The organism is Jeotgalibacillus proteolyticus (genome assembly GCF_050107735.1).
Lineage (GTDB): Bacteria > Bacillota > Bacilli > Bacillales > Jeotgalibacillaceae > Jeotgalibacillus > Jeotgalibacillus proteolyticus_A.
In genome coordinates this window covers 400,995-415,529 of the sequence record NZ_JBNILO010000001.1, presented here as the reverse complement: position 1 = coordinate 415,529, position 14,535 = coordinate 400,995, and the positions used below count along the sequence as shown (strand labels likewise).

9 protein-coding genes are annotated in these 14,535 nt (G+C 37.4%); all 9 read right to left on the bottom strand.

Features of this window, described 5'->3' with window-relative positions; all coding sequences use genetic code 11:
* Positions 1-11: 11 nt before the first annotated feature.
* The gene (locus tag ACQCT8_RS02155) at positions 12-1,289 is read right to left on the bottom strand and encodes a nucleotide sugar dehydrogenase (protein WP_426868044.1); all 1,278 of its coding nucleotides are present in this window, start codon (positions 1,287-1,289) and stop codon (positions 12-14) included.
* A 69-nt stretch (positions 1,290-1,358) separates the two neighbouring features.
* Positions 1,359-2,399 (bottom strand): GNAT family N-acetyltransferase, encoded by a 1,041-nt coding sequence (locus tag ACQCT8_RS02150; protein ID WP_426868043.1) that lies wholly within the window; start codon positions 2,397-2,399, stop codon positions 1,359-1,361.
* 128 nt (positions 2,400-2,527) lie between these two features.
* The gene (locus ACQCT8_RS02145; RefSeq protein WP_426868042.1) at positions 2,528-4,963 is read right to left on the bottom strand and encodes a cell wall-binding repeat-containing protein; all 2,436 of its coding nucleotides are present in this window, start codon (positions 4,961-4,963) and stop codon (positions 2,528-2,530) included.
* Between the two features lie 139 nt (positions 4,964-5,102).
* The gene (locus ACQCT8_RS02140) at positions 5,103-6,557 is read right to left on the bottom strand and encodes an O-antigen ligase family protein (RefSeq protein ID WP_426868041.1); all 1,455 of its coding nucleotides are present in this window, start codon (positions 6,555-6,557) and stop codon (positions 5,103-5,105) included.
* A 31-nt stretch (positions 6,558-6,588) separates the two neighbouring features.
* Positions 6,589-7,479, bottom strand: a complete 891-nt coding sequence (locus ACQCT8_RS02135; protein WP_426868040.1) for a PIG-L deacetylase family protein — start codon at positions 7,477-7,479, stop codon at positions 6,589-6,591.
* 2 nt (positions 7,480-7,481) lie between these two features.
* Positions 7,482-9,002, bottom strand: coding sequence for a murein biosynthesis integral membrane protein MurJ (gene murJ / locus ACQCT8_RS02130; RefSeq protein WP_426868039.1), 1,521 nt, complete (start codon positions 9,000-9,002; stop codon positions 7,482-7,484).
* A 423-nt stretch (positions 9,003-9,425) separates the two neighbouring features.
* Positions 9,426-10,121: a hypothetical protein gene (locus tag ACQCT8_RS02125; RefSeq protein ID WP_426868038.1), complete on the bottom strand. Its 696-nt coding sequence runs from the start codon at positions 10,119-10,121 to the stop codon at positions 9,426-9,428.
* Positions 10,122-10,142: 21 nt separating this feature from the next.
* Positions 10,143-12,377 (bottom strand): cell wall-binding repeat-containing protein, encoded by a 2,235-nt coding sequence (locus ACQCT8_RS02120; protein ID WP_426868037.1) that lies wholly within the window; start codon positions 12,375-12,377, stop codon positions 10,143-10,145.
* 266 nt (positions 12,378-12,643) lie between these two features.
* On the bottom strand, positions 12,644-14,527 hold the full coding sequence (locus ACQCT8_RS02115) for an LTA synthase family protein (protein ID WP_426868036.1): 1,884 nt from the start codon (positions 14,525-14,527) through the stop codon (positions 12,644-12,646).
* Between the last annotated feature and the right edge of the window lie 8 nt (positions 14,528-14,535).

The following is a 14,535-nucleotide window of genomic DNA, read 5'->3' as shown; positions in this document are numbered from 1 at the left end:
GCATGCAGGAACTAAATATTTTTTGAATCACCAAGCTTAAATACGTTAAAACCGCTTTGCTCCCATTTTGATCGTTCAATACAATTTTTTGTATCAAACACCATTGGAGTTTTTACAAGCTCAGCTGTCTGATTTGCATTCAGATCTTTAAAGACCTGGTGATCGGTTAATATCAGCAAAAGATCAGCTCCGCTTACCGCTTCATCAAATGAGTCCGTCTGCTCTTCAAATTCCAGTGTGCTGGCATGCGGATCATAGGCAGTAAACTTCACATTTTGTTTTCGAAGATGCTTAACAACTTCCATTGAAGGGCTTTCCCGCATATCATCAATATTTGCTTTAAAAGCCAGGCCAAGTACTGTAACCTTTCCATTTTCTATACCATTTTCTTCAAGAATCTGCTTTGAGCGTTCTGCGGTATAAGCAGGCATTGAGTCATTCGTGTTCCTTGCCAAATGAATCATCTGTGCAAGCTCTGGCTGTTTTTCCACCAGGAACCATGGATCAACGGCAATACAATGCCCGCCCACACCAGGTCCTGGCAAGTGAATGTTTACCCGTGGGTGGAAGTTTGCAAAATTAATGGCTTCCCAAACATTGACGCCAATTTGATCACTAATCTTCGCCAGTTCATTAGCAAATGCGATATTAATATCGCGGTACGTATTCTCTATTACTTTAACCATTTCTGCAGTTGTGGCATCTGTTATATGAATTTTCCCTTTTACAAAGGTTTTATAAAGTTCTACGGTCATATCAGATGAAACCGAGTTAATTCCGCCAACAATACGATCATTTTCAACCAGTTCAGTAAAGACTTTCCCCGGAATCACACGTTCAGGTGAATGGGATACAAATAGATCATCGCCAATGGACAATCCAGATTCCTTTAAGATTGGAAGAACGACATCTTCAACTGTACGAGGCGGCACTGTAGATTCTAAAATAACCAAATTCCCTTTGGAAATATAAGGAATAATTGATTTTGTAGCTTCTTCTACGTAGCGAAGATTAGCTGTCTTATCTTCATTAATTGGAGAAGGAACTGCGATAATGTAAATATCTGCTTCTGCGGCCTCTTTCGAAACAGTAAATGTCTCTTTTTCTATGGCTGAGTGAAGAAGGTCCTTAAGGCCCGGCTCTATTATGTGAACTTCTCCTTTTGAAAGTGAGTTAACTACTGCATCATTCACATCTACTCCGTGAACCTGAAAACCATTATTTGCAAACATCACAGAAGTTGGAAGACCGATATAACCTAAACCTATTACACAAATTTTCTTCATCATAAATCTCCTTATCACATTCGTATAAACCTTTATGAATTATACAGAAATTAGTTATTTTTTCAAACTTAGTTAATATGAATCAACGTCTCCCTGGCTTACAAACCATTGAGATGAATCATACGGATCTAAAGGAGAAGTTTCTTCAAACAGCATTTTTCCTACAAGAGGCATAGGATTTCCTATATGGAGAAACCGTCCTTTCTTTTTAAGAGCCTTGTATTGTTCAGTGTGCAGCAGTGACCAGGTAGAGACAATATCTGCATGTCCGGCAACGGAATTTAAAGCTTTAACCATTTCCAAGCTGTCATAGCTGTTATTTAAACAAAATAAGTCTGTCACATGAAGCATGTTTAAGGAATAGTTATTTTTTTTAATTATTTCATCTCTTATAGCAATATATCCGATTGCTTCATCTCCCCTAAAAACCATATAAAGCCGATAGTCCCGATTTGGATGTTCCTTATATCGCCAACTGAGGTATTCTGAGCTTCTTTTTATAAGCATAGAGTAGTCGCTGCTGATTCTGTTCCACAATAAATCAAAACGCTCATCGATTACATTAATTTCTTCAACTTTTATCTCACGGGAAACTTTACTGCGCATTTTAAAGGCTCTGTCCAGCCAGGAAAATAGAAAATGTACTTTTCTAAGAGGTTTTACTCGTGAAAGCAGCAGTTTGCCCGGAGACAAAATCGATAATAATCTGGGGACATATGTTATTTCTTTCCCATTCATATACCGAATAAACAGCTCTTTTGCTTTTGGAGCAGGGTATCCGTAAACAAAGTGTATTTCTTTTTCTTTACATTGATCGATTAAAAATGTGATAAGCTGTTGATATATCCCTTTTCCCCTGTAGTCAGGGTGAACCATTACATCTATACGCTCACCAAATAAAGCGTCATTGCTTCCTGTTTTCCCCTCAAACACAAGTACTGCTGCATGGCCAAGTATACTGCCATTTTCTTCGTATATCGCAATAATTGGATCATGCTTAAGAGAATTTGAAAATTTCCACTGCCATTCTTCAATAGATCTTTTCTTATTGAAGACAGTTAAGAACAATTCATTTATTTTTTGCTCATCGTTTTCTTGATATAATCTCAGCACTGCTTTGCACTCACCTTCTTAAATTGTCACCCATCATTATAATATAGATATGTAAATTCATGTCGAACTTTATATTATGTTTTAATTACAAAAAATCCGGATGAAGAGCATCCGGATTTTACTTTGGTCTATTTTAACATAATTTTCTCTAGCTTTTCACGTACTTCAGGAATAATAACTGAGTCTGAACCGAGATAAAAAAGTGTGGGTGATGCATTTACATTCCCGAGCCAAGTTGACACAGGGTCAGGAACACTTGTATTTCTGGTCAAAATCATTGGTGAGCGGTACTTAGCTGCTAAAGCAGAACCGGACAGCGCATCTACGATAATATCCCCTCTGGCAAAAAATACATTTGTTAAGTTATCATTTTGCGGAAAATATTTTTTGGCAATGGCGACGCTTGTTTCATAACGATCAGAGCCGCTGACCCTCTCCACTGATACCTTAAGATCCTTCAATTGTTTCTCAACAGCTGCAGAAACTGCGATGGTACCTCCCACAATGGTCACTTTTTTTACTTTTTTGTTCTTGATAAAGTTTGTAACTTCACTGCTCAATGCATTAGAAGAAGTAAGCAAAATTGGTATAGATTTTGAACCAGCATATGATGCTATGGAAAGAGCATCCGGTGATTTTTCGTCTCCTGTTGTTACAAATATTTCATTTACAGAAGAACCGGAATACGCATTGGCCACTGAAACTGCTGTTTCGTATCGATTTTTTCCAGTTACACGAATTACATTTACTTTCATTTCTGCGAGTATATTAGCTACATCAACAGAAATTGCAAGTTCTCCTCCCAGAATGTACACATTTTTCGGATTTAAACGTTCAATCTCTTTCATTACAGATTCCTGCAAGGTTCTGGAGGTAGTTAGAAGGAGTGGTGCATTTTTGTCCGCAGCCAGCACACTTCCGGTTAGCGAATCTATTGGTAGATCTCCTCTCCCAAGCACTACTGAATCAGGGTACTGTTTATTCCATCCAAAGTTTGAAATACTTACTCCTGTATCATAGCGGGTTTGCCCGGCCAAAGAATGGGAAAGGGGATTTAAATAGCTGGATGCAACGTAGCCGACTCTTCCCGTTTCCGTTCTTACCGGAATAAATGTATAGTGTGACGTTACGCTATTTGGATACTGCGGTTTATGGTCGAGTACAGTCACTCTTGTTCCTTCCGACAGAGCAGGAGTGCTCACTTGATTTACATTGGACAAGCTGCGGATATTCACTCCATCAAAATTAATGTAAGCTGCATCACCCGCTGTTAATTGGGACTTAGATATAGTCAAAGGATTAGGAGTCATATAATGATTTTTCTCAAAACGCAGGATAGAGCTTCCGGAATTATAGTACGTTTTAAGCTGTTTAACCGGGAAGGGCGTTACTTCAATGAGCCCCATTGAATTAATTTTGTTGTAAATTTCCTGCTGATACGGAATTCTCGCATTGTTGGCAGTTGGATCATTTCTTAAAAGCATTCCATTATAAGCCAACGCGGCAAAATACCAGTTGTCCAGTACTTTTCTGTCTTTGTCATTAACAGCAGGCACAAATGGTTTTCCATCCGAAAAAAGAGAACTGGAGTAACGCCATTTTTGCTCAAGGATTTTGAGACCTTCTGAAATATTAAAGCGTATATCGTTTTTCAGGCGGTCTACGTAAGCATCTCTTGTTTTCTTGTCTTCAATGTAGCGCCAGTCAGAAACCTGCATAATCCCGATGCCGATACAATCAGAACCCAGCATAACACTGCCGTCCCAGGCTAGAACCCCTGGATTTTTATTTGCTTTTTCTACTGTACAGTTGTTTTGATAATACGAAGCAGAAACTAATCGCGGATTCCAAGCATGGCTCCACCATGATTCCTGATAGGCAATTGCTTTGACTATTTCAGGCGGCATGTCTCTTTTAACGGCTTCTTCAGTCAGAATCTGATTAATTTGCGCAGGAGTCGCATCCTGTCCGATTATCGATTGATTTGGTAAAGATTGTGCAGAGAAGTCAGGTGTATGAGAATCAATTTTTTCTTCAGAGATAGCTGATTCAAACCCTTTCCCAAATGTATATTGATCTGTAATTATAAGGCCTGGTGAGAAACTTTTTTCTTTTTCAATAGAAGGATATGTAATTTGCAGATTATCGCCTGCTAATTCGTAGGTTGCGCGATCATAAAAAGGAGATTCATAGATTTTATTCAGGTGATCGCCTTCTATTTTCAGCACTTCAAACTGCAGGTAGTTTGAAGAACCAGCTAGACGGCTTACAACTGTAAGATAGCCAACTCCGCTCTTCTCCGTCGAAATGACCGCTTCGATCATTCCAAATTCGATTGTCTTTGAAAATATCTTTTTATCACCCGACTGAATGATAATTGTAGAATGTTCACTATTCTCGACTTGAACTGAGAATGAGCCCATCTCCGAAATTGTTTCACCTTGAGGGTATATAGTCATTTTTTCATTGGCACTTGCAGGGGCAGCAGCATAAAACATAATTAAAAGTACAATAATTCCCTGTATGATTCGAGAAAAATCATATTTATTCTTCTTAACTTCCATCTAACACACTCCTTCTATAACTTTTGAACTAAAAAAAGAAGAGGCATGAGCTCATGCCTCTTCTATAATTTTACTGTCATTCAATTATTTAATCTATAATTTTTCTCTTATAAGTCTAAAACAGTTCTTTATAACTAGTTTAAATTTCTGACCATTGTTTTTGTATGTTTTTAGTCTTATGGAAGGCAACTCCCAGCATGCTGAAGAAGATTAATCCCCAGATATCTGACTCCCAAAGATTATAAACCAGTCCCATGAAGTAGCCTGAAAGAAGGATGCCTATCATATAAATGTAGTATCTCGATTCTTTTCTTCTATTCCATAAATCTTTGAGCATGCCGAGCAGAAAGACTGCAAATAGAAGGACTCCAATGACACCAGTTTGAACAATAATCTGGATATACTGATTATCTGAATAAAATTCTGGTCGTACATTGTATTTTTCATAGATAGGTGAACCGTTGCTTAGTGTCGATGAATCTCCATAAGTTGCAAACCCCGTTCCAATAATCGGGTTATTCTGGAAGATTTCAAATCCTTTTTCGACAATATACAAGCGGCCTGATCCTCGGCTTCCACTGATTGTATCGTCACTGAAAGTACTTCCCATTCTGTCAGAGAAGCTCGATTCTCCACCTTCATCAAACTGCTGGATATTACCTACTTTCTGACTTCCTGATTCCGTTTTTTCAATATAATCGGTTAATAAATTTATCGGAAGTACAACTAATATGCCTGAAATGACAGTAATTTTCACTACCGTCAGAATGAGTCTCCAGTTTCTTGTTCCTAGAATGTAGATGACAAAAGCAATTCCAAAAGCAATCCATGTTCCTCTCGAATACGTTAGAATAAGAAGACCGGCTGTCAGTGCCAGCATAATATTTAAACCCCATACTGCCTTTCCTTGTACAAAACGGCGAATGTAAAGAAACAGTGCAAATGCAAAAGACAAGAATATGCCAAACACATTTGGATTTCCAAGCATTCCATAAATACGTATGCGGTTTTTAGCTGATAAAGGAAGCTGTTCCCAAGCCAATGGAAGAAACGCACTTCGTACTGACAGTTTTTCAACTATCCCCTGAATGATTAAGATTATGGAAATAAAAACCAGAGACCATGCCAGCCGCACAATATCCTCTTTTTTAATACTGAGACGCCTTACCACATAATAGACGAGGTAGAAAGAAACGAAGGATCTTAATTGGAAAACAATCGCAACAAGTGAAACCCCGGTAAGATAGGCGGATACCGCGCCAACTAAAAGAAAAGCAAAAAAAGCATATTCCCAAACTTTAAAATCAACTAGATCTTTTGGAGATTTCCGTCCATTCCAAAGTACTTTAATCATTAATACGAAAATGATAAGATCTGCAATTGCTCTCATTGCAGGATTATATTCAATTAAAAAGGGTCTGATCGGTAAATATATAAATAGAAGTGTTACCCCGTATACCGGTCTCAGAAAAGCAAGAATTCCAAATACTAAAGTAATAATCCAACCAACAATAGAATATGAAAAAAACATGCCTGCAAATAATAAAATAATTGCAGATAATATAAAAATGAGATCATTTTTTTTTAAAGCCAACAATATTCACCTTCCGTTCGATAAATAAAACCTATTTCATCCTGCCTTCTGAATAGATTCTTTTTTTTGCATCATAATTTTTGTAAATAGCCCAAAGAAGTGTAACAGTTCTATTTGCCTGTTTAAATAAAGAGGAGTAAGTGTAATTCTTTTCTTTAAGTTTTTCCGTTTGAGCTATAAACTCATTCTTCGAAAGCTGAATAAACGTTTCTACATAGCTAATCGATGAAGCAGTGACCAGATTGCTCTTAACTCGTGACAAAAGCAAAAAACCATCAAAAGCAATAACTTGCGATTTAAAAGCCTCAGTAGCCTTCTTTTTTAAATCAAAACTATCAGTAATGTCCATGACACAATTGATTTCATCCGGCGGCACTGGACAGTTAATTTCATATTGTCTGATCACAGGCTCAGCTGCAGAATGTTTTAGTACGTTACTTAGAAGCTGGGCAGTGGCAACATGGTCAGGGTGCGCATCTATATTTCCTGTCGTATAAATAACCTCAGGTCCTATTTCAAGAATCAATGTTGTCAGCTCATTATAAGCTGTTTCATTATCTTTAACCTGGCCATCCGGTATGTCTAGATAATAAACGTAATCCATGCCAAGAAGTTCCTGTACTTGGCTAATCTCTTTTTTTCTTGCCTCAGAAACCTGTTCTCTCTCCAGGGTTCCATTACTGCCTGCTCCGTCAGTGACGAATACGCAGTGGACTTTAGTTCCCTGTTTCTTATAATTGACAATCGTTCCGCCAAGACCAATTGTTTCATCGTCCATATGAGGAGCAATGATGAGCACTTGTGTGGACTGCTCCAGCGGGTGGATTTCTTTTTGCCGAGAGTAGTGTTTTTTTAATACAAGCTGTGTCACTGGATTAATGACCGGTTCAGCAGCTCGCATAATTAATTTCTTACTGATCATAATTACGATGCTCCTTTATTTCTGCGCAAACTTGAAAGCAGGAAATTAAATGAAGAAACTTTTAGCAAATACACTGTTGCGCCGTATACTGCAGCTCCTAATAAAGCAACAACTGCAATTTCTGCAATTCCCGGAAGAGTACTGGTCAGATCGCGGACAGTGTACAGGATAAGCAGCATGGCAGCTGCCGCAAACAATATTTTAATAATATCTTTCATCAGCTGGGAGTCTGCACTGCGCCCTATTAATTTCATAAATACCACATAACTCACCGCGAAATACAACAGAGCCATTAAAGAGGATGCAAGCGGAATTCCTATATAGCTTTCAAGAACACGAGTTAATACAAAGTTTAATAAAGCATTCAGCCCAACAGATACCGCCCCGATCGTAAGAATATAATGGCCTTTTTGCAAAGCATAAAAGCCCTTATTTAATACCGTCTGCATACTGAAAAACAGAACAGATCCCACATAAAAGTAAGCGACCGTCGTTGTAGCAGCTGCTGCATTTTCATCAAATTCCCCTCTTAAAAGAATTACTTCGATAACTGTGGGCATAAGCCACATCATTCCTGCAATTGCAGGAAACAATACAAGACACATAGCTGAAAGACCTCTTTGTATACCTTTTTTAAAAAGATCTGAATCATTCTGCGACTGAGCCTTGGAAAGAAGCGGAAAAATGATCGTACCAATCGTAACCCCGATGATTGCCTGGGGGAAATGAACAATATTCTTAGCATTATTAATATAAACAATCGCTTCTTCCTGAAACGCCCCTGCAAATATTTGATCCACTGTCAGATTAATCTGCCCTATCATAACAGTTATGGCAACAGGAATAAATATCAGGTAAAAAGTTTTAATTTCCAGCCAGTCAAACTTTCCTCTAAAAGAGAATGAGTTTTTGGGTAAAAAAAACATTTGTTTAATAACCAAGGATAAAATCGTGCCTGCTCCATAGCCGGCAGCCAAGGAATAAACACCTATAACGTCTGCAAATAAAATAGCTGATATAATGGAACTAAGGATTACGATAATTTGTGACACCACTGATATGGCAAATCGGTTTTCTGCATCAAAGTAAGCTTCGAATACTGAATTCATCCCAACAACTATAACTGACATAAAAAAGATGATAGCCACCGTGATCGCCGTTTGTTCAGCGAGATCCGTAATATCCGGATAAAATAAGGGGATATAAATGGGGGCCAGCGAAGCTCCTGCGATAGACAATATCGCACTTATCACTATCGTCCCTTTTAAAACCTGAGACAAGTGATACTTTCCATTCCCTTGTTCAGCTGCCCGGATATAACTAGGCACAAGAGCATTCTTCATCCCTGTATTTAAAAATAAAATAACAGTATTGGCAATCGTGAAAGCAGCTATATAAGCACCAGCTTCAACACTATCCCCAAAATAAAAGGCAAGAACCATATCTCTTAGCAGTCCTGACACTTTTAAAAATATTGAAGCAATGATAAATAATAAACTGGCAATTCCTAATTTCGATTTCATTTAATCCCTCTTCCGCTTTCCATTAACATGCACTCCTCTATTTATACCAAACAATTCACCATAATCCAAAACAGTTTTTATAAATATTAAGTGATTTTTATTTCAATCCGGTGACAGAAAAATGTCTAAATGATACTGATATAAACTCAAAAAAAAAAAACAAGAGCCTAAGACATAAGTGTCTCAAGCTCTTCGACCGGTTCGCTGCGTTTCAGGTGGACGCTCCCCAAGGATAGGACTGAGACTTCTTAGGCATTGCCCTATGAAGTCTCAATCAGCCATCATCTTCTGCTGAAGTCGTCACCTTCCGCTCCACTATCCTCAAACATTGATAAATTACCCTCATTTTAAAAATTCTGAGTTGTCCAATCCTCTTCCTGGCATAGAAATATTTATACTAACCTTTAATTAAATTCTCAAAGATTACTTTGTAATGCTTTCCAGCTCAGTCACAATTGTATAGCCATTTTCACCGTCAATTTCAGTTACTTCTTTAATTAATCCCATTTCAGAAGCAAAGTAACGGCTCGTTATTGTCTTTTGTCCTGTTGTCTCAGATGTGATGGTTTTTTTCATTAGAATTACACCTTTAAAACTTCCATAAGGAACGGTTACTTCTTCATTAGAGGCAACCATTTCCCATTCCAAATTTCCGCCTTCTCCTTTATTGGAGATCGAAACGATTTCTTTAGGTGACTCTACTGTCTCAAACTCTTCTATAAGACTTTCCTGACTTTGTGGATTTTCCTCGCTATATACTAAAGAATAGCCTCGTTCGTTCCACTCATAAATGCTTAACGTACTTACATCACCAAATTTAACAAGTTCCTGAACATAGTCTCCGTTTTGATCGGTTATTTCATGAGTAATCGTAAATTCATCTTGTGAAAATGTTTTAACTGTTTTTACAGGAGAACGATACTGGTTAAAATCCACATTGTCTACTTCTTTTTCAGTACCAGTTTCTTCTGCCGGGATTTCGGTTTCACTTTCTTTTACTTGCTCATTAACGGTTTCCTCGGATGATTCTCCATTGGCAGACCCTTCTGAAACGGTTCCTGTACCGCAGCCCGCTAACGCAAGTGAAAAGATTAATAGTAATAAAATATTTTTATTCATTCTATTCACACCTTTATTTTCTTATTTTGAAAGCTGCACAATTCGCTCAAGCGGTGTTTTTCCCACTACACCGCCTACCGTGATTACCCGTTCCACTACATGCTCTTTTCCATAGGACGTCATATAAGTTTCAAGCGCCGGATGTAGGCGATCACCGACAAGAATAAGCGGTGATGAATATTTCTTTGATAGGGATGAGGCTGTCAATGCATCCGGGAAGTTGGTACCAGTGGAAACTAGCACACTTCCAGAATGAAGATCACGTTTAAAATGCGTCAACACAGCCGCAAGTGTTTCATACCTGCTTTTTCCCGAAAGTCTCACTACACGATCTCCGCCAATATCGGTTTTTAATGAATCTTCAATCGTTTCTGATACAACCAAAGTCCCTCCAACTATCGTGACCGTTTTGTTCTGGAGGTATGCAGCTGTCTCTTCTCTTAGCTTGGTTTCTTGAGCAAGTACAATTGAAGAATTGTTGTTAACTGCTACTGGTGTCGCGCCAAGTGCATCTGGATAATTGGTGCCAGATACAAGAATTGAAGATTTTACATTTTTCAATTTAGCATTAATCTGTAAATTCGTTTCGTATCTGTTTGAACCAGAGACTCTTTCAACTGTATAGCCCATGTTCTTAATCTGGTTCAATACACCGTTGCTTACTGCACCTGTTCCTCCAATAATCACTACTTTTTCCGTCTTCAACCGCTTCAATTCATTTTTCAGCTCTGCAGATACGCTGTCTGTTCTTGTCAGCAGAATAGGGGCATTATCCAACTGTGCTGCATAAGGTCCTGCTGTTAAAGCATCAGCAAAATCAAAAGCAGTTGCCAGTACCACTGTTTTTTGTGATTTGTTTGAACTAAAACCATTTGGGTATAGTTCTTTAGAAACGCTAATCGCCGTCAGCATCCGGTCGGCTGCGGATACCTTGTCTGTTTTAAATGAATATGAATAAGATGGGTCTGCATTTTGGTAGATAATCTTACCATTGCTTTTGTTCTTTACTTTTGTGTTTTTCCATAATTTTGAATAAGTAACAGCTTCCTGTTCATTATAAAAGCTCGTCAAAAGACCTTTAGAGTCATGCAGAACTTCATAATTCTTTGACATATAGTTTGACCATACAACAGATTTTGTTTTCTGATTCACAACATTTGTATTCCTTAATTTTTTTGCTTCAGTAATAGCAGTTTTTTCATCATATTCCCTGCTTATGACCCCTTTTGACGAATGGATCACATGAAAATCAGGTGTCAGATAATTTGACCAGAGTATTCTTGATCTTTCATTATCTATTACTCTTGTATTTTTCCATTTTTCAGCAAATGCTATGGCCTCATTTTCATTCGTGAAATATTGCTTAAACGTTGTTAAAGAGGCATGATAAACCCCGTATGGATAAGATATATTCGAAAAAATTTCCTGATTCGATTTTATATGAACAACGCGGACATTTTTTCTTGCCTTTGCATAATTCAATGCACTTTCTTTTGACGAAGAAGAATAAATAGCATTGCCATTATGGTCATAAACAGTATACGTATCGAAATAATTGTCAACGCCATTCGCTACTCCAACTGCTACTTTTTGTTGAAATCCTGATTCTTTAATTAGTTTTTCTTCTGTTGGATTTGACATATACCCTACTTCTAGCAGTACTGATGGCATTTGTGCATTCCTTGTCACATAGAAATCCATAGGCACCATTCCGCGCCCTTCTGGAATCGGTGCATTAGCCAATGTGCTCGTATGTATAGCCCTGGCCATTTTTTTACTTTCAGGAGAATAATGAATCTGCATTGGATCCGGTGGATAATTTGGATCAATACCTGTGTCTATGTCAAAATAGTATGTTTCATAACCACGATAGCTTGGAGTGCCTGTTGCATTGTGGTGAACGGAAATAAAAACTGCTTGGTCGTTTTTCCCTTTTACATAATTATTTGCAAATGACATTCTTGCTCTCAGATCTGCACTTGAACTTGATGAAGACAAGTGACGGTCTGTTTCCCTTGTCATTACCACTTCATACCCACGTTTTAAAAGTTCGGCTTTTAACTTTAACGAAACTTCCAAATTAGCATGTTTTTCAAAGTAGCCTGTTGAAGCACCTGAATATCCTTTTGTACCTGAATACATCCCGCCGTGACCTGGATCAATAACAACAATATTCTTTGCTGTTTCTGCTTGTCCTGAAAATGAAAAACACGAAAAAAGCAGAATACTAACAAGCAAGACTTTTAACTTTTGCATGTCAACCTCCTAAATTCAACCTCTAGAACCATTATAATTTACAACCTTAACAAAATTATCCTGCTAAATACCCAAAAAAATGTTAGGTTCTTTCTATCTATTATCCAGCAGTTTTTGAAAGATAAATTTAGTAATTCGGAAGAGGCAGTTATTATTTTTATCGGCAGGAATACAAATTTCTTTATATGTAAAAAATGAAATAAAAAAATTCTTACAATAAAAGTTAAATAAACTTTTATTATAAGAATTTTAATAAGTATTAATAATTACGGTGAAAGCAGATGATTTACGTATTCATCCGAAGCCTTCATTAATCGCAGCACATTTTCTTTATCTTCTTTATAGTCAACGTTCAGGAGTTTTTCTCTTTCGTCAGCAGTATAGGCATTAGATGTGGTCAATTCGTACATCCTGTCTGCGCGCTTTGCCGATCTTTCTGAAAACATAACCTCATTATTGATAAAAGAACCTAATGGAAGATAATATCGCATACCGAGCAGGTTTTTTTCATATTCAAGTAGATTGTGACCAAATACCCTCATTTCATTTGGAACAATTCCCAATAAATTTAGTATTGTGGGCATCATATCAATCTGACCGCCTGTATGGTTAATTTTCTGACCTTCTATTACCCCTGGCACCGTCACAATAAAAGGAACATTGAATCGGTCCACAAGTGAATATCCCCTTCCAAAATAGGATCTAAGCAGATCTGCATCTTTTTCCGTAAGTAGAGTGCCATGTACACCCGAGTGATCACCAAATAACGTAATAAGAGATTGATTCCATAATCCTTTTTCCTTCAGCCCATCTGCAAAGTTTTTAAGCTGTTGATCCGTATAGTGAATAGATTGAAGGTAGTTTCCAATCAGTGTCCCCTCAAATTCCTCAGGCAGGTTAAGCCCTTGCAATTCTTCAGGCAGTTCAAACGGTGTATGGCTGGTTACAGTAATCACGTTAGAATACATTTTTTCATTTTCTTTTACAATATTATCAAAAGCTTCTAAAGACTTTTCAAACAGTATTTTATCTGAAGGCCATATACCAATTAAGTCTTCTTCACCGAAATAAGAAATGTCATAGTATTGATCAAATCCCAGAGCAGGGTATAAATTATTTCTATTCCAATAGGTTACATCGTCTGCGTGATAAGTACTGGTATGATAGCCGTGCTTTGACAATAGATTTGGCAATGAGGGGATACTTTGTGTACGTTTAATATCGTTCACTGTTGGTTCCAATCCCGACGGATATACTGACATATTAAATAATACTTCGGTATCAGAGGTGTTTCCCGCCCCAATTTGCTGATATACTTCATCAAAATACAAACTTTCCTCTACTAACTCATTTAAAAAAGGTGTAATAACCTGCCCATTTAATTCCATATTAATTACAAAGTCTTGCAGTGACTCCACTTGAATGGCAATCAAATGACGATCTTTAGCAGCGCCGAAGTACGCGTGATCTTCTGCCGGTATAAATTCATTTCCTTTCATGGATAGGATCTCCTCATCAGAAAGAGATGGCTCATAGTCGGCCATGGCTGTTATATGAGCAGATCGATGAAACGCTTGAATAATTTGTGAGTTTACGAGTCCATTCTCTTTCGCAAAAATTCCAGAGTCCATAAACGGTTCGTCTTTTTTATAGTATATTGTGAATGCTGATAGAAGAATGAAGGCAGAGAGTAAAGCCGCAACTATTTTTCTATTTGCTGTAAAGCTTTTAGTTTTCCCTTTTCTTTTAAATAATACAAGGCTTAAAGCAATCAAAAGAAAATCCGCAAAAAATAGGACATCAACTGGTGAAAGTAATTTTAATGCTGTTCCGGATACAGAACCAGCCTGACCAATTTGATTAAAATCATAATAAGATGGAATAATATTAAAATATCTTTCGTATAAGAGCATACTAACAAATAGGAAGGAAAGACATAAATTTAAGAACAATAAAAAGTATGCAGACCATGAACGCATCAGCAGGGAAATGATAAAAAATATACTAATGAAGATTGGCAGCTCCAGTAGAACCAGATTTAGAGGATTTCTGTCACCAAGCAACAAATAACGTAGTACTAAAACTTTTAACATTAAACCCAAAAACAGCAAAACATGTGGAGAAACAAGCCAACGAGTAAATTTAATCATTTTATAAC